Genomic DNA, 16,329 nt, shown 5'->3' on the forward strand with positions numbered 1-16,329 from the left:
GGAACCAGCGGCACCCGGTGCAGCCGCGAGATCCGCCGCGGCCCGGGGTTTCCGCCGCGGAAGACGAAGATCACAAAGAGAACCACGGCACAGCACCGATTTTCCGGCCGCTGTGACGGCACTTCTGCCCGCACGCCCGCTGCTGGACCGGGCCGCGCGAATCCGGCGAATGTGCCCGGTGCCACCTCGGCGAGGACTCCCATCCCGCCGTGCCGCGCCGGGCGCAGCACTCGCTCGCCGCCGTGCCGTCGGCGGGGCGCGCCCCCGGTCCGCGTGGACCGGGGGAACCGGAACCCGTTTAGACGGCCCGTTTCTTCAGCTTGCGACGTTCCCGTTCGGACAGTCCGCCCCAGATGCCGAAGCGCTCGTCGTGCGCCAGCGCATACTCGAGACAGTCGTCCTTGACCTCGCAGCCAAGGCAAATCCGCTTGGCCTCGCGGGTCGAGCCGCCCTTCTCGGGGAAGAACGCCTCCGGGTCGGTCTGCGCGCACAGGGCGCGCTCCTGCCAGTCCTGCTCCTCGGGGACGTCGAAAAGGTCGGTCAGATCCCCGAGCTGCTGCTCCGGGTTCTCTCCCCAACCCACGACGTGCCCCCATTCCCTGTTGTCCGCTTCCAACCGCACGTCCGCCTCCTCGCTCCTACGCACTCCCCAGGCTGGCGGTGGTGAAACGACACCCGCTGCCCCCTCCGGCAGCGAATGACATCACTGTGATTACACCTGTGTAGTGCGGCCAGGTCAAGCCGAGTAGCGAGTTCGGGGGATCTCTGGGCCCGGGTGCGCAAGGGGACACGCCGAAGACTTCACACCGGGCATACGGAAGACTGGTGGGGTGCAGAGATCAGCAGTGCGTCCGAGCCCGATCTTCCTCGGCATCCTCGCCGTCGCCGTCGCCGGTGGTTTCCTGGCTGCATACGGTGATTCAACGACTCTTCTCAGTTCCCGCGACCCGATGTTCATCGCGGGCGTCGTGCTGCTCGTGCTGGGCGGCTGGATGGCTTCGCTGACGCTCCACGAGTTCGGGCACGCCTTCGTCGCCTTCCGCGGCGGTGATCACGAGATCGCTCACAAGGGGTACCTCTCGCTGGACGTCCGGCGCTACGCCGACCCCGTCCTGTCCTTCGTGCTTCCGCTCATCTTCTTGGTGATCGGCGGCATCCCGCTGCCAGGCGGCGCGGTGTGGATCAACCGCGGCGCGCTGCGCAATCGCGCGACCGCGTCGTGGACCTCGCTGGCCGGCCCGCTCAGCAACCTCGCCGTCGGCGCCGCGCTGTGCCTGGCGACCATGCTGATCCCGATGGCGAGCGGCCTCTTCTACGCGATGTCGTACCTCGCGCTGCTGCAGATGATGACGTTCCTGATCAACATCCTGCCGGTGCCGGGACTGGACGGCTGGGGCGCGCTGGAGCCGTACCTCTCGCCGCAGGCGCGGGCGTTCGGCGCGCGGGTGCGGCCGTGGGCTCCGCTGGTGCTCTTCGCGCTGTTCTTCCTTTTCCGTCCGGTGTCGGATCTGCTCTGGACGATCGCCGGGGCCATCTACGAACCGCTCGGCGGCAACGCGGTCGCGGCCGCCATCGGGCAGAAAGCGTTCCTCTTCTGGCGCTGAGGGCTCAGGCCCACTCCCGGTGGACCATGAGCCACGCGTGCGCGCGCTTCCAGACCTTTTTGAGCCCGGAGCGCTCGCCGAGGTAGTCGCCCGCCGCGCCGACCACCGGCAGCATCCCGAGTGCCCGGTGGAACCATCGGCCGCGCGGGCGCTTCTCGAGTTCGCCGGTGATCCCCCACAGCGACTTGCCAAGGTGCCAGAGCGTGCTGGCGACGGCTTTCGCGGTCACCTTGCCGTGTTTGCGGTGGGATTCGTCGAGTTCCTCGGTGAGCCGAGCGGTCTCGCTGTCCTCTGCGGACTTCGCGGACTTGTCGTGGGCCACTCCCGCCGCGAGGTCGGCGTCGATGTCTCGTTCGAACAGCGCCGAGGCGATCAGCCGGACGCGGCTGCCGACGTCGGTCACGCCGTACTCCCCCGCGATCGCGCACAGCACCAGTCCCTGCGACGCCGCGCCGAGGGTGTCCTGCACCGGCAGCCGGTCGGCGAGCGCGCCGCCGAGTCCGGGGATAGATGTCAGCAACGAGGTGAGCCTGCCGACCCGGTTGACCCACCAGCTCGCGCGCTGGTCGATGTCCATCGCCGCCCATCCGGCGGTGCCGGGCACCTTCACTGTCGTCAGCGCGTGGAGCATTTTCTTCTTGAACCCGGCATCGGAGAATTCGCCCTCGCCGCGCCGGGCTCGCGCCTGCAAGCCGAACGGGTCGGCCTCGCGCAGCGCGTCGATCATCGGAGCGCAGGCGCGGACGAACGGGCGCAGAATCGCTACGACCTGGCGGTCCGAAATGGCCTCAGACACGGGCACCTCCCTTCGCCGCGGCCCGGCCCAGCCCGCCGCCGAGAACGAGCGCGGCGGGCAGAGCGCTCGCGCCGAGCAGCAGCAGCGCGCGCCAGTCCTGAACGAGCACGACGTCGCCGCCCGGACCGAACAGGCCGACCCCGAACACGACGAGTACCCACACCAGCAGCGGCACGAACGAGAGCCCCGGGCGGACGAGCTTCGCCGCGGTCAGCACCAGCCACGGCGTGGTGACCGCGCCGACCACCGCGGTGATCGGCAACGGCACCTCGCCGAGCGGGCCGAGCCGCAGCGGGAGGAAGAACAGTTCGAGCAGCGCCAGCACAACCGCGTCGAACGCCAGCAGCACCAGCATCAGCCGCTGGTCGCGAGCAAGCGGGGCAGGCACGGTCACCACCCGCCGAACAGATCGGTCTCGGCTCCGCCGGCGTCGCCGTGGGCGAGGACGAAGTATTCGGCGGACGGGATCGGCTGCGCGATGCTGTTGGTCAGTGCGAAGTGGCTGACCGCGCCGTCGACCACGGTCAGCTGGGTTTCGTGTGCGCGCAGTGCCGCCAGCTTCGTCTGCCGGTGCGCGGAGATGTCGACCACGGTGGTGATCTTGCCGTCCGGAGTGGACGGAAGCTCGCCGTCGTCAGCCACCCGAAACGGTGACGTTCGGTCGGCGCGCAGTTCGGCGAGCCCTGCGGTGAGCGCGGCCTCGGACTGGACGACGTGGAAGACCCGCCGGACCGACGAGGCTTCCGGGGCCGCCGCCATGGTGATTTCGTGCGCGCGGATGTGGTCGGGATGGCCGTAGCCGCCGAAGGAGTCGTAGGTGACGACTACCTGCGGGGCGAAATCGTCGATGAGCTCGCGCAGCTGAGCGGCCTGCTCCACCGCCGGCCCGCCGGTGAACGCCCGCGGGTGCTCGGCGGCGGGAGTGCCCGCCATGCCCGAATCGCGCCACCGGCCGATGCCGCCGAGGTAATCGTGGCGGGCGAGGCCGAGGGCGGCGGCCGCGGCAGCCATTTCCCCGGACCGGTACCCGCCGAGCTGGTCGGCCTCCGCCGCGACGAGCCGCGCGAGCCGGGGCGGGACGATTTCACCCTCTTCGCCGAGCGTGCAGGTCACGACGCACACCTCGGCGCCTTCGGCCGCATAACGCGCGATGACCCCGCCGGTGGCGATGCTTTCGTCGTCCGGGTGCGCGTGGACCAGCAGCAGCTTCCGCTTCACGCCCTCAGGTTAATGACCGGTGGGTCCGCGCCGGGGAGGCCGACCCCCGGCGCGGCGCTCGATGACCGGAAAATCCGCGGCATGCACGGGAAAATGCACTCGCATCCCACAAAGCCGGACCAGCGTCCCGAGCGGTGGGCGTTTCCGGCCGCGGAACGTTCCGCGGTTCGGAATACCGGGGTCAGGACGCAAGATGCTCGGAACACCCACCGAGCCTTTCGCCGTCCGGGCCGCCGTGCCCGCGTTCGGCGGGGGCGCATTGTTTCGCTTCACGAGATCGGACCAATTTCTTGTCACTTCGGGTACGTCGCGGCCGCGTGACTACTCCATTAGCTGGGGTACCGCATACGGAACGGGGCGGTAATTGTCCGCCGGGCCCATCGGCCCGCTGGACCGAACTGCCACCCGAACCGGTCTGGAATTCCCTTGATCAACTACAGTCCGTAGTCAATCGAGTGCGGAAACCACGGTGCAACCAGGGGGCACGAGATATCTGTTCCGCAACGATCTCACTGAGAGTGTCCGGATCGATAGGTTTGCCGTCTGTCCAATGCCTAAGTTTCACGGCTACGGTGAGCAACGCGATACCGATCGGTGCTTGCGCGTCAGGAAGAGCCGCCTCGCAAACCCGCGACGGCGTCGAGCAAGGAGAATGAATGTTAGTGACGACTAGGTCGCGCGCCGCGAAACTCGGCGCGTTCGTCGCGGGCGCGGCCCTTCTGCTCTCCGCATGCGGTGGCGGAGGCGGCAACAGCGCGGTGCAGACCGGGCAGGCATTCGCCGACTGCGACAAGAACCCGAACACCTGCAACTCGGCGCAGGCCGATCAGCTGACGCAGGGCGGCGACGTCACCTACGCCATCGAGAAGAACGTGCCGAACTGGAACGTGACCTCGGCCGAGGGCAACGTCTTCGAAACGGGCATGGTCACGAAGGGCATCCTGCCCTACACCTTCTACGCGACGCCGGACCTGAAGCCAGTCCTGAACAAGGACTTCGTCGAGTCGGCCGAACTGACCAACCCGACGACGATCGTCTACAAGATCAACCCGAAGGCGGTCTGGTCGGACGGCACGCCGCTGTCGGCTGACGACTTCATCTACAACTGGAAGGTGCAGAACGGCAAAGACTGCCCGGACTGCACCCCGGCCGACACCTCCGGCTACGACCAGCTCGCCTCGGTGGTCGGCTCGGACGGCGGCAAGACGGTGACCGCCACTCTCTCCACGCCGTTCACCGACTGGAAGAAGCTGTGGGGCTCGTCGGGCGCGATGTACCCCGCGCACCTGGCCAAGCAGCACGGCGACACCAACACCCCGGCCGGCCTCGCGTCGTCCTACAAGTGGTTCGGCACGACTGTCCCGACCTGGACCGGCGGCCCCTGGAAGATCTCGAAGTTCGTCAACAACCAGTCGATCACCGAGGTCCCCAACGAGAAGTACTGGGGCGAGAAGCCGAAGCTGAACAGCGTCATCTTCCGCGTCATCACCGACGCGACGCAGGAACCGACCGCCCTGCAGAACAACGAGGTGCAGGTCATCTACCCGCAGCCGCAGGTCGACCTCATCAACCAGGTCAAGAACATGCCGAACATCTCCTCGTTCATCGGCCTCGGCCTGACCTGGGAGCACTTCGACTTCAACCTGAAGAGCCCGGCGCTCGGCGACAAGACGCTGCGCCAGGCCCTCTACACCGCGATCAACCGCAAGGACATGATCGCCAAGACCGTCGGCCAGTTCACCAACAAGGTCGAGCCGCTCAACAACCACAACTTCATGCCGCAGCAGCAGGGCTACAAGGACGTGGTGAGCTCGACCGGCCAGGGCTCCGGTGACATCGAGAAGGCCAAGAAGATGCTGACCGACGCGGGTTACAAGCTGGCCAACAACCAGCTGTCCGACCCGAGCGGCAAGGCCATCCCCGAACTGCGCATCCGCTACACCGTCGGCAACCAGATCCGGCAGAACGAGTGCGAGCTGTTCGCGCAGACCGCGGCCCAGCTGGGCGTCAAGGTGAAGGTCCAGTCCACTGACGACCTCGGCCAGACGACCACCAGCGGCGACTACGACGTCATCGTGTTCGCCTGGGTCTCCTCGCCGTTCCCGTTCGGCGGCGCGAAGCAGCTGTGGGGCACCGGCCAGGGCAGCAACTACGGCAAGTACACCAGCAAGCAGGTCGACGACCTGATGGCGCAGGCCAACGCCGAGACCGACCAGACCAAGGCGGCGGACCTGCTCAACCAGGCCGACCAGATCATGACCAACGACGCGTACGTGCTTCCGCTCTACCAGAAGCCGACCTTCATCGCCTCGTCGGACAAGATCGCGAACATCCGCAACAACTCGACCCTCGACGGGCCGGTGTACAACATGCAGGAGTGGGGCATCCGGAAGTGATCAACGACCGGTAGATTCCCGCAGGAGCACCGGTGAAGGGCCGGCCGCAAAGCCGGCCCTTCACCGTATCCGCGAACAATTGCCCCATTAGTTCCCGAACACCACGATTGCCCCGTTACGTCGCCAAGGCCCTGCCACCACGAGCGGCGGGCGCCGGCAGAACACCGTCCAGAGCAGGAAGACCTCCATGCTTGCCTTCGCACTGCGCCGGCTTTTCGTCTCGGTGCCGATCCTCATCGTGTCGACGTTCGTCGTCTTCGTGATGGTGTCGCTTTCGGCCAACCCGTTGACTCCGCTGATCGCGAGAAACCCGCCGCCGCCCCCTCGCACCATCGAGCTCGAACGCATCCGGCTGCATCTCGACCAGCCGATTCTTGAGCGATACTGGCACTGGATCACCGGCGTGCTGCACGGTGATTTCGGTCCCTCGGTCCAGTCCACCATGAACATCGGCAGCGAGGTGTTCGGCCGGTTCGGCGTGACGCTGCGGCTGATCGTGCTCGCCATGGTGGTGGCGCTGATCCTGGCCGTGCTGATCGGCGTGATCAGCGCGTCGCGGCAGTACTCCAAGTTCGACTACACCGCGACCTTCTTCGGCTTCCTCTTCCTGTCGATGCCGTCGTTCTGGTTCGCCCTCGTGCTGAAGCAGATCGGCATCTCGATCAACACGACGGTCGGCGACCAGGTCTTCTACACCATCGGGTCCTCGTCGGTGGTCGCCGCGGGCGGGTTCTGGGACCAGTTCGGCGACGTGCTCGGCCACCTGATCCTGCCGACGATCTCGCTCGCGCTGACCAGTTACGCGGCCTGGAGCCGCTACCAGCGCGCGTCGATGCTCGAAGTGCTCAACAGCGACTACGTCCGCCTCGCGCGGGCCAAGGGCCTGCCGCGCTGGACGGTGACGCGCAAGCACGCGCTGCGCAACGCGCTGATCCCGCTGACCACGGTGACCGCACTCGACATCGGCTCGATCCTCGGCGGCGCGGTCGTCACCGAGACCGTGTTCCAATGGCAAGGCGCGGGCGCTTTCCTGCTGGACGCGATCAAGCGAAGCGACGTGTACGCGGTGGAAGCGTGGCTTCTCATCGCGGCCACGTTCATCATCCTGCTCAACTTGGTCGCCGATCTGCTCTACGGCCTGCTCGACCCGAGGATCCGCTATGCCTAACGACGCAATCCCCACTCCGCCCACCACCCTGGGCGGTGCTCGGTTCGCTCCGGACGACCCGCAGACCCCGAAGGGCGCGCCGGAACGCGAGTTCACGGTCAAGGAGCGCAGCCAGGCGCAGCTGGTCTTCCGGCGGTTCCTGCAGCACCGGCTCGCGATGATCAGCCTCGTCGTGTTCGTGCTGATCATCCTGTTCGCCTACGTGGGCGCGGCGATCTGGAAGTACGACGCGGGCGCCATCACCGACCAGAACTCGGCCCCGCCCTCGGGCGACCACCCGTTCGGCACCGACGCGGTCGGCCACGACACCCTCGCGCAGGTCATGCGCGGGACGCAGATCTCCCTGCAGATCTCGATCCTGGTCGCGATCTTCGCGACCGTCGTGGGCACCGTGTGGGGCGCGATCGCCGGTTATTACCGCGGCTGGATCGACACGGTCCTCATGCGGATCGCCGACCTCGTGCTCACGCTGCCGCTGCTCGCGGTGGCCGCGGTGCTCGGCCACCAGTCCGGCGGCACGTGGTGGCTGATCGCGGTCGTCATCGCCGGCCTCTACTGGGCGTATGTGTCCCGGGTGGCGCGAGGCGTCGTGCTTTCCCTGCGCGAGAAGGAGTTCGTCGAGGCGTCGAAGGCGCTCGGCGCGAGCGACAGCCGGATCATCTTCCGGCACCTGGTGCCCAACGCACTCGGCGCGATCATCGTCAACCTGACGATCCTCGTGTCGATCGCCATCCTGCTCGAAACGGCGCTGTCGTTCCTCGGCTTCGGCGTGCAGCCGCCGGACACCTCGCTCGGGCTGCTCGTGAGCAGCGCGCAGACCGCGATCGACACGCGGCCGTGGCTGTTCTACTTCCCGGGCATTTTCATCATCCTGATCGCGCTGACGATCAACTTCATCGGGGACGGCCTGCGGGACGCGTTCGACCCCCAGCAGACGAAGGTGCGCGCATGACCCAGAACGTCTCCGACGGACGCGGCGGCGATCCCGTCCTCGTCGTTGAGGACCTGACCGTGCAGTTCCCGACCAGCGAGGGCGTGGTCAGCGCCGTGCGCGGGGTGAACTACCAGCTTCGCCGCGGCGAGGTGCTCGGCATCGTCGGCGAATCCGGCTCCGGCAAGTCGGTGACCTCGCTCGCGGTGATGGGCCTGCTGCCGAAGACCGCGAAAGTGTCCGGCTCGATCCGGTTCGGCGGGCAGGACCTGCTGAAGTGCAGCGAGAAGGAACTGAACAGGGTCCGCGGCAAGGGCATCGCGATGGTCTTCCAGGACCCGATGACCTCGCTGAACCCGGTGTACACCGTGGGCGACCAGATCTCCGAGGCGATCACCGCGCACCACGACGTGCGCAAGGACGTCGCGAAGAAGCAGGCCGTCGAACTGCTCGACCTGGTCCGCATCCCGAACCCGGCGCAGCGCGCGGACGAGTACCCGCACCAGCTGTCCGGCGGCATGCGCCAGCGCGTGGTGATCGCGATCGCGATGGCCAACAATCCGGACGTGATCATCGCGGACGAGCCGACCACCGCGCTCGACGTGACGGTGCAGGCGCAGATCCTCGAAGCGCTCCAGGCCGCGCAGAAGGAAACCGGCGCGGCGATGGTGCTGATCACCCACGACCTCGGCGTGATCGCGGGTCAGGCGGACCGGGTGCACGTGATGTACGCGGGCAAGGTCGTCGAGTCCGGCACGGTCGACGACATCTTCTACAACCCGCGGATGCCCTACACGCTGGGCCTGCTCGGCAGCCTGCCGCGGCTGGACGTGAAGACCGAACGGCTCACGCCGATCACCGGTTCGCCGCCCGCCACGCAGAACATGCCGCCGGGCTGCCCGTTCAGCCCGCGCTGCCCGTTGTCGCAGCCGATTTGCGACGAGGACGAGCCGGCGCTCGTCGCCGGTCCGAACGGCCAGCACGCGGCTTGCCACTTCACCGAGCAGGTTGTCGGGAAGGACCCGGCCGAGCTGTTCAGCGCCACCTCGGCCGACGCGGCAGCCGTCCCGGTCGCCGTGGAGGCCGCCGCGACCGACACGGAGACGAACCGATGAGCGAGGCCACGACGGGACAGTCGCCCGTCCTCTCCGCGCAGAACCTGGTGAAGCACTTCCCCATCCGCGGCGGCGGCCTGATCCGCCGCGTTTCGGGGGCGGTGCAGGCGGTGTCGGACGTGTCGTTCGACATCTATCCGCACGAGACGCTCGCACTGGTCGGCGAATCCGGCTGCGGCAAGTCGACCACCGCCCGGATCGCGCTGGCGCTGCAGCCGCTCACCGGCGGCAAGGTGACCTACGAGGGCAAAGACCTCGCGTCCATGGGCAAGCGCGAACTGCAGCGGCTGCGGCGCAGCATGCAGATCGTGTTCCAGGACCCGTACGCCTCGGTCGACCCGCGGCTGCCGGTGAACGAGATCATCGCCGAGCCGCTGCGCATCCACGGGCTGTACGACAACGGCGGCAAACAGCAGGTCCGCGACCTGATGAAGACCGTCGGGCTGCGCCCGGAGCACGGCAACCGGTTCCCGCACGAGTTCTCCGGCGGTCAGCGGCAGCGCATCGGCATCGCCCGCGCGCTCGCGTTGCGGCCGAAGGTGCTGGTACTGGACGAGCCAGTGTCCGCGCTGGACGTTTCGATCCAGGCTGGCGTGCTCAACCTGCTGAAGGATTTGCAGGCGGAGTTCGGATTGTCGTATCTGTTCGTGTCCCACGACCTTTCGGTGGTGCGGCACGTGGCGGACCGGATCGCGGTGATGTACCTCGGCAAGATCGTGGAGACCGCGCCCTCGGAGGAGCTGTTCGAGACCCCGGCGCATCCGTACACGCAGGCGCTGATCTCGGCGATTCCGGTGCCGGATCCGCGCAAGGAGCGGACGCGGCAGCGGATCGTCATCACCGGTGACGTGCCCAGCCCGGCCAACCCGCCGTCGGGCTGCCGGTTCCGCACCCGGTGCCCGAAGTTCGCGAACCAGCTGGACGACGCCGGACGCGAGAAGTGCAAGACGGAAGAGCCCGCCCTGGTGGACCGCGGCCACGCGCACCCGGTGGCGTGCCACTTCGCGGAAAGCCTGCAGCTGATCTGACGCAGCACGGGAAAAGGGGCCTCGCACGGATCAATGCGGGGCCCCTTTTCCCGTGCCGGATCAGGTGGTGCCGCGGGTCCAGTTCACCGCCGAGCCGAAGGGGCCCTGCATCGGCGGACCGGGCGTCAGGCCGGAGATTCCCTTGCCTACCGCCAACGTCTCGGCTTCCTGGAACAGCGGGATCACGACGTTTTGGGACCACAGCTGCGGTTCCAGCGTCTTGAGCGAGTCGGTGACGGTCGCCGAACCGGTAAGGGCGGAATCGATCGTCGCCTGCAGGCCCTGGTCGCACATTCCCGCGGGGTTGGCCGGAATGACGGGCTTCGTCTTGTCCACGGGCGCGGGTTCAGGGGCGCAGCCGTAGCTCGAAGCCAAGACTGTCGCCGGGTCGCCGCCGACGGGTTGGCCTACCACGGCGATGTCGACGCCGACGGTGCTGTTCGAGTCCGGGCTCGCTTGCTGTTTCCCGTTCACCACCGGCATTGCCAGCAGGGACGAATACAGATCGCGCGGCTGCGGTTTGATCTGGTTGACCTCGATGCCGCCCGCGACCAGCTCCGATGCCAGTTCCTTCGCGATGGACGCGTACGGTTCCTGATCGCCGGGCGACGCGAGCACGATCGACAGCGTCTTGTTTCCCTTGCGCCACACGCCGGCTTCTTTCTTGTACCCGGCGGCGGTGAAGTACTGCTCGGCCTTGGTCGCGTCCGGCGCGGCTGGCGGACCGGCCGGAATGGTGGCCGCGTACCCCTTCGCCGAAGGCGGCAGGACCTGGGCGTCCGCTTTGAGCGTCGCGGACGGGCCGCCCTTCGCCCCGGTCGTGATCAGCTTTCCGCGGTCCAGCAGCGCGGCGATGCCCGCGCGGACTTGGGGCTCGGAAAGCGTGGCGCTCACCGGGCGCAGCAGCACCGACGCGGTCAGCGGCCGCGGCACCGGGTGCAGTTTGACCGCCGAGCCCAGGTCGTTCAGCAGCTGCAGGCCGGTGGAATCGGTGCGGGTCAGGGAGAACTGGTCGTTGCCGCTGCGCAGCGCGGTCGCGATGCCGGCCGCGTCGGAGCGGCGCAGGATCAGGGTGTCGACCGCGGCCGGCTTTTCCCAGTACCGGTCGTTGCGCTGGAGCGTCGCTTCGCCGCGGGCGGTGTCGATCGTTTTGATCGCGAACGGTCCGGCTACCGCGGGGAAGCTCGTCGCGAGGGCGTTCGTCCAGCCGCCGGGCGAGTCCTTGAGCAGGTGCTGCGGCAGCAGGTTGTCGAACAGCGTCTGCCAGGCCGGGTACGGCTTGCTGAAGGTGACCTCGACGCCCTTGCCGCCGTCGCGGGATTCGATGTCCGAGATCAGCCGGTACCCGGCCGGGTCGATCACGCCGGGATTCGTCTTCATCGCGTTGGCGAGATAGATGAAGTCCTCGGTGGCGATCGGAGCGCCGTCGGACCACGAGGCGTCCGGGCGGATGACGTACTTGACCGTGAACGGCACCTGCGAGACGACCTCGGCCGAGACCATCAGCGTCTTGTCGAGCGTGCGCGTGCCGTCGTCGGACTGGCGGAACACCGAGGGCAGCAGCAGCTGCGACAGCGCCGTGGTGATCGTCGAGGAGTCCGCGATGCTGTGCGGGTTGTAGCCGCCGACCACGTCGTCCACGCCGACCACGATCTGCGAGAGCGACGCCGCGCTGGTCGTGCTCGACGGCGGGGCCGACGTGACCACCGGGGGCGGCGGGGTGTTCGAACACGCGGCGAGCAGTACTCCCGCCAGCGCCAGCACCGGCGCTAGCCGGCGTCCGAATCGCACGCTCGTCCTCCTGAAAGTTCCCGCCGCGCTCCGTGGTCCGAGCGGACATGCTGCCATGCCAGGGCGGGGGCCGGCATCGAGATTCCCACATCGGCCGCCGCTCCGTGACATCGGAGCGGGTACCGCCATAAGAGTGGACGCGCGAACCACCGTCGCGGTTCACGCGAAAGGGCGCCTCCCGGGAACGGGAGGCGCCCTTTTCACCTGCGAGAGGTTCAGCTGTTGTTGTCGCGGCTCTTGGCCCGCGAGCGCTCCTTGGCGCGGGTGTTGATGTCGAGCGTGACCTTGCGGACCCGCACGACCTCCGGCGCGACCTCGACGCATTCGTCGCTCGCGCAGAACTCCAGCGCCTCTTCGAGGCTGAGCTTGCGCGGGCGGGCCAGCGTCTCCATCACGTCGGCCGAGGACTGCCGCATGTTGGTCAGCTTCTTTTCCTTGGTGATGTTGATGTCGAGGTCCTCGAACCGCGGGTTCTCGCCCACGACCATGCCCTCGTACACCTCCGCGCCGGGCTCGACGAAGAACGTGCCGCGGTCGGCGAGCTGGATCATCGCGTACGCGGTGATCGGGCCCGAACGGTCGGCGACCAAGGAACCGCTGTGCCGGGTGCGGATCTCGCCAGCCCACGGGAAGTAGCCCTCGAACACGTGGTTCGCGATGCCGGTGCCGCGGGTTTCGGTGAGGAAGTCGGTGCGGAAGCCGATGAGGCCGCGCGAGGGCAGCACGTAGACCAGCTTGATCCGGCCGGTGCCGTTGCCGCTCATGTCCTCCATGCGGCCCTTGCGGGACGCGAGCAGCTGCGTGATCGCGCCGAGGTGCTCCTCGGGCGAGTCGATGTACAGCCGCTCGAACGGCTCGTGCAGCTTGCCGTCGATCGTGCGCAGCACCACCTGCGGCTTGCCGACGGTCAGCTCGAAGCCCTCGCGGCGCATCTGCTCGACCAGGATGGCCAGCGCCAGCTCGCCGCGGCCCTGCACCTCCCAGGTGTCCGGGCGCTCGGTCGGCAGCACGCGGATCGAGACGTTGCCGATCAGCTCCTGGTCGAGACGGGCCTTGACCAGCCGGGCAGTGACCTTGTCGCCGCCGTTGCGCCCGGCCAGCGGCGAGGTGTTGACGCCGATGGTCATCGAGATGGCGGGCTCGTCCACGGTGATCCGGGGCAGCGCGACCGGGTTCTCCGCGTCGGCGAGCGTGTCGCCGATGGTGATCTCCGGGATACCCGCGATCGCGACCAGTTCGCCCGCACTGGCTTCGGACGCCGGAACGCGGGTGAGCGCCTCGGTGACCAGCAGCTCCGAGATCCGGACGTTCTGCACGGTGCCGTCCTCGCGCATCCAGGCCACGGTCTGGCCCTTGCGCAGCTTGCCGGCGTGGATGCGGATCAGCGCGATGCGGCCGAGGAAGTTCGACGCGTCGAGGTTGGTGACCAGCGCCTGCAGCGGGGCGTCCAGGTCCGCGGCCGGGGCCGGGACGTGCTGGAGCAGGGTCTCGAACAGCGGGTCGAGGTTCTCGCTGTCCGGGAGGCCGCCGTCCTCCGGCTGGGTCAGCGATGCCTTGCCCGCGCGCGCCGAGGCGTAGACCACCGGGAGGTCGAGGATCGCGTCGAGATCGGCGTCCTCGATGTCGCCGGCCAGGTCGAGCAGCAGATCGTGGGTCTCCTCGACGACCTCGGAGATCCGCGCGTCCGGCCGGTCGACCTTGTTGACCAGCAGGATCACCGGCAGCTTCGCCTCAAGCGTCTTGCGCAGCACGAAGCGGGTCTGCGGCAGCGGGCCCTCGCTCGCGTCGACCAGCAGCACGACGCCGTCGACCATGGAGAGGCCGCGCTCGACCTCGCCGCCGAAGTCGGCGTGGCCCGGGGTGTCGATCACGTTGATGGTGACCGTGCCCTCGGGGGTCTGGCGGTGGATGGAGGTGTTCTTCGCGAGAATGGTGATGCCCTTTTCCCGCTCCAGCTCGCCGGAGTCCATCACGCGGTCGACCAGCTCGGCGCGTTCGGCGAAGGCGCCGGACTGGCGGAGCATGGCGTCGACCAGGGTGGTCTTGCCGTGGTCGACGTGGGCGACGATCGCGACGTTGCGCAGGTCGGGCCGGGTCTTGCCGGACGCGCGGCCGGTTTCGACCGCGGTGGCGCTGGCTGCGGGCACGCGAAGACTCCTGAACTCGAAAGAAAGGCGGGTGGCGCCGCGCGGCGAAGAAGAGATCACGGGCTCCGGGCACTGAGACCGGCTCTCGCTGACCGGCTTTGGCCACACGCGGACTTCAATCAGGATACCTGTTGGGTTGGTGTGAGGAGCGCCACGCCCTATCATCGGTTAGGCTCACCTAACGTTTCAGGTGTTTTCGGCGGCCGGTTTGAGGAGTGCGCGGTGGGGAAGAAGCACGCGGACGATCCTCGGGCTGTGGTGCGGAAGCTGATGAAGGCCGGGAAGGTCAAGAAGAAGTGCTGCCGGTCGGAGGATCGGTGCAAGAAGTGTCCGGTTTTGGCGTTGAAGAAGGCCAAGAAGCAGGTGGCTAAGGCTGCTTGACGGTCTTGTTCGGCGGCTCGTCGCCTGGCGGCGACATTGCGCCCGGGGTCGCGGGGCGCCCCGAAGCTTGATTGTGCTGACGGTCTGAGGGTGCTTGTCAAGGCGGGAAAGATGCCTTGACAAGCACCCTCGGACCGCATTTCGGCTTCGTATCGGGGTGCGGGGGCGGTATGGATGCACCGTTCACTGGGTGCACCGGCTGCGGTTTCGCGAGCGGGGCCAGCGGACCGCCGAGGGACCCCGCTCGGACCCGTTGCTGGCCGTGAGGGTGGCCCGCACGGAATTCGCTAGTTGTTGTCCAGGAGTTCGTTCACCAGGTTCAGTTCGGGGGCTGTCCTGGTGGGCTGGAAGTGGATGATTTCGTAGGTGGCCAGCTGGCCGATCGCGAACGGGTCGGTGGCCAGGATCGCGTCCAGCTGCGCGCGCTCCATGGGGCGGGTGATCACCACGCCGCCGGTGCGGGGGCGTTGGCCGCCGGAGGCCAGGAAGTGGCCGTCTTCGTACTGCTTCGTGAGCCACTCGTTGTGAGCGGGGAGGGCGCGGTCGATTTCCGCCAGCGGAACGATGTACGTGAGCACGACGACGAACATGGTTCGAACCGTAGTCCGGTGCTAGGCTCGTCGCATGCGTTTTCAGAGCACTCAGTGGTGGCCGCCGGTTGGCGGCCCTGAAGCTCTGCGCTGAAAAATCAGCGAAGGCCGCCCCGGTGGGCGGCTTTTTTTGTGCCTGCTCCCGGGGTCCCGACATCCAAGGGAGAGGAAGACCCATGGTCCAGCTGTCCGGTATCACTCCGTCTGGGCACGTTCAGCTCGGCAACCACCTCGGCGCGTTGCGGCGCTGGGCTGCTGAAGGCGGGCCGGACGATCTGTATTTCGTGTCCGACCTGCATGCGATGACGACCGCGCACAATCCGGCGAAGTTGCGGTCCTTGGCGACGGAGCAGCTTGCCGTGCTGGTGGCCGCCGGGATCGCGCCGGAGCGGGTGTTCGTGCAGTCCGATCTTGCCCGGGAGCTGGGTGCGCTGACGTGGGTTTTGGAGTGCACCTGCTCGTACGGCGAGGCGGCGCGGATGATCCAGTTCAAGGAGAAATCCAAGGGGCAGGCCGGGGTACGGCTCAGTTTGCTGACCTATCCGGTGTTGATGGCGGCCGACATCTTGTTGCAAGGGGCGGATGAAGTGCCGGTCGGCGAGGATCAGCGGCAGCATGTCGAGTTGGCTCGCACGCTTGCCCGGCGGTTCAACTCCACGTACGGCGAGGTGTTCGTCGTTCCGGAGGCGACGTTGCCGCCTGCTGGGGCGCGGGTGAAGGACCTGGCTGAGCCGACGCGGAAGATGTCCAAGTCCGCACAGGATTCCGCGGGCGTCGTGTTCGTGCTGGACGAGCCGGATCAGGTTCGGCGCAAGATTCGCAAGGCGCGTACGGACGGTGATTCGATACCGGTTTACGACCCGGAGAATCGGCCGGGGATCTCGAATTTGCTGGAGATCCTGGCTGCTTGCGTGGGCGGTGAGCCGCCGGAGCTGGCCGAGAAGTACCCGTCGTACGGCGTGCTCAAGGACGCTGTCGCGGATGCGGTGATCGAGGAGTTGCGTCCGATCCGGGAGGGCACGCGCGCGTTGCTGGACGACGTCGCTGAGCTGGAACGGGTTCGCAAGGCGGGAGCGGAACGGGCGATCGATCGCAGTGCGCACCGGGTGTCGGCGGCCTTGCGGATGGTGGGGGCTGCGTGAGGGGGCTCGTGAGCGCTGAGCA

At 67.8% G+C, this 16,329-nt stretch carries 15 protein-coding genes; 8 read left to right on the plus strand and 7 right to left on the minus strand.

All coding sequences use genetic code 11. The annotated features are described in order from the left end of the window. Positions 1-298: 298 nt before the first annotated feature. Positions 299-622 carry a WhiB family transcriptional regulator gene (locus BM362_RS13255; protein ID WP_037355639.1) on the minus strand — a complete coding sequence of 108 codons (324 nt, stop codon included), beginning with the start codon at positions 620-622 and terminating at the stop codon, positions 299-301. A gap of 223 nt (positions 623-845) precedes the next feature. On the opposite strand from BM362_RS13255, the gene BM362_RS13260 reads away from it, so the two are divergent. Further along, positions 846-1,604, plus strand: coding sequence for a site-2 protease family protein (locus tag BM362_RS13260; RefSeq protein WP_093573276.1), 759 nt, complete (start codon positions 846-848; stop codon positions 1,602-1,604). Between the two features lie 4 nt (positions 1,605-1,608). Here BM362_RS13260 and BM362_RS13265 read toward each other — a convergent pair whose 3' ends face one another. The 3 genes from BM362_RS13265 to mshB are packed head-to-tail and all read right to left on the minus strand — an operon-like array spanning position 1,609 to position 3,618. Continuing rightward, a complete protein-coding gene (locus tag BM362_RS13265; RefSeq protein WP_093573277.1) occupies positions 1,609-2,400 on the minus strand; it encodes a hypothetical protein in 792 nt (263 codons plus the stop codon). Further along, a complete protein-coding gene (locus BM362_RS13270) occupies positions 2,393-2,794 on the minus strand; it encodes a hypothetical protein (protein WP_067576564.1) in 402 nt (133 codons plus the stop codon). The genes BM362_RS13265 and BM362_RS13270 overlap by 8 nt, the downstream gene beginning before the upstream one ends. Beyond that, a complete protein-coding gene (mshB, locus tag BM362_RS13275) occupies positions 2,791-3,618 on the minus strand; it encodes an N-acetyl-1-D-myo-inositol-2-amino-2-deoxy-alpha-D-glucopyranoside deacetylase (protein ID WP_067575975.1) in 828 nt (275 codons plus the stop codon). The genes BM362_RS13270 and mshB overlap by 4 nt, the downstream gene beginning before the upstream one ends. 656 nt (positions 3,619-4,274) lie before the next feature. On the opposite strand from mshB, the gene BM362_RS13280 reads away from it, so the two are divergent. The 5 genes from BM362_RS13280 (at position 4,275) to BM362_RS13300 (ending at position 10,256) form a co-directional block, all read left to right on the plus strand. Next, positions 4,275-6,014 (plus strand): ABC transporter family substrate-binding protein, encoded by a 1,740-nt coding sequence (locus BM362_RS13280; RefSeq protein ID WP_093573278.1) that lies wholly within the window; start codon positions 4,275-4,277, stop codon positions 6,012-6,014. A gap of 187 nt (positions 6,015-6,201) precedes the next feature. Beyond that, positions 6,202-7,182 (plus strand): ABC transporter permease, encoded by a 981-nt coding sequence (locus tag BM362_RS13285; protein ID WP_067575970.1) that lies wholly within the window; start codon positions 6,202-6,204, stop codon positions 7,180-7,182. Beyond that, entirely contained in the window at positions 7,175-8,134 is a 960-nt protein-coding gene (locus tag BM362_RS13290; RefSeq protein WP_232791469.1) for an ABC transporter permease, read from the plus strand. Before BM362_RS13285 ends, BM362_RS13290 begins: the two co-directional genes overlap by 8 nt. Continuing rightward, positions 8,131-9,228, plus strand: coding sequence for an ABC transporter ATP-binding protein (locus BM362_RS13295; protein ID WP_067575968.1), 1,098 nt, complete (start codon positions 8,131-8,133; stop codon positions 9,226-9,228). Before BM362_RS13290 ends, BM362_RS13295 begins: the two co-directional genes overlap by 4 nt. Then, positions 9,225-10,256, plus strand: a complete 1,032-nt coding sequence (locus tag BM362_RS13300) for an ABC transporter ATP-binding protein (RefSeq protein WP_067575966.1) — start codon at positions 9,225-9,227, stop codon at positions 10,254-10,256. The genes BM362_RS13295 and BM362_RS13300 overlap by 4 nt, the downstream gene beginning before the upstream one ends. A gap of 60 nt (positions 10,257-10,316) precedes the next feature. On the opposite strand, the gene BM362_RS13305 is transcribed toward BM362_RS13300, so the two are convergent. Both BM362_RS13305 and typA read right to left on the minus strand, forming a co-directional pair. Continuing rightward, positions 10,317-12,020, minus strand: coding sequence for an ABC transporter family substrate-binding protein (locus BM362_RS13305; RefSeq protein ID WP_369805818.1), 1,704 nt, complete (start codon positions 12,018-12,020; stop codon positions 10,317-10,319). A 242-nt stretch (positions 12,021-12,262) separates the two neighbouring features. Beyond that, positions 12,263-14,194: a translational GTPase TypA gene (gene typA / locus BM362_RS13310; RefSeq protein WP_067575962.1), complete on the minus strand. Its 1,932-nt coding sequence runs from the start codon at positions 14,192-14,194 to the stop codon at positions 12,263-12,265. A gap of 222 nt (positions 14,195-14,416) precedes the next feature. Between typA and BM362_RS47390 the strand changes: the two genes are divergently transcribed. Continuing rightward, entirely contained in the window at positions 14,417-14,575 is a 159-nt protein-coding gene (locus BM362_RS47390) for a hypothetical protein (protein ID WP_167545277.1), read from the plus strand. Between the two features lie 287 nt (positions 14,576-14,862). On the opposite strand, the gene BM362_RS13315 is transcribed toward BM362_RS47390, so the two are convergent. After that, the gene (locus tag BM362_RS13315; RefSeq protein ID WP_067575960.1) at positions 14,863-15,165 is read right to left on the minus strand and encodes a YciI family protein; all 303 of its coding nucleotides are present in this window, start codon (positions 15,163-15,165) and stop codon (positions 14,863-14,865) included. A gap of 176 nt (positions 15,166-15,341) precedes the next feature. On the opposite strand from BM362_RS13315, the gene trpS reads away from it, so the two are divergent. After that, positions 15,342-16,307 carry a tryptophan--tRNA ligase gene (gene trpS, locus BM362_RS13320; RefSeq protein ID WP_093573279.1) on the plus strand — a complete coding sequence of 322 codons (966 nt, stop codon included), beginning with the start codon at positions 15,342-15,344 and terminating at the stop codon, positions 16,305-16,307. Positions 16,308-16,329: the final 22 nt, after the last annotated feature.

The organism is Amycolatopsis rubida (genome assembly GCF_900115345.1).
Lineage (GTDB): Bacteria > Actinomycetota > Actinomycetes > Mycobacteriales > Pseudonocardiaceae > Amycolatopsis > Amycolatopsis rubida.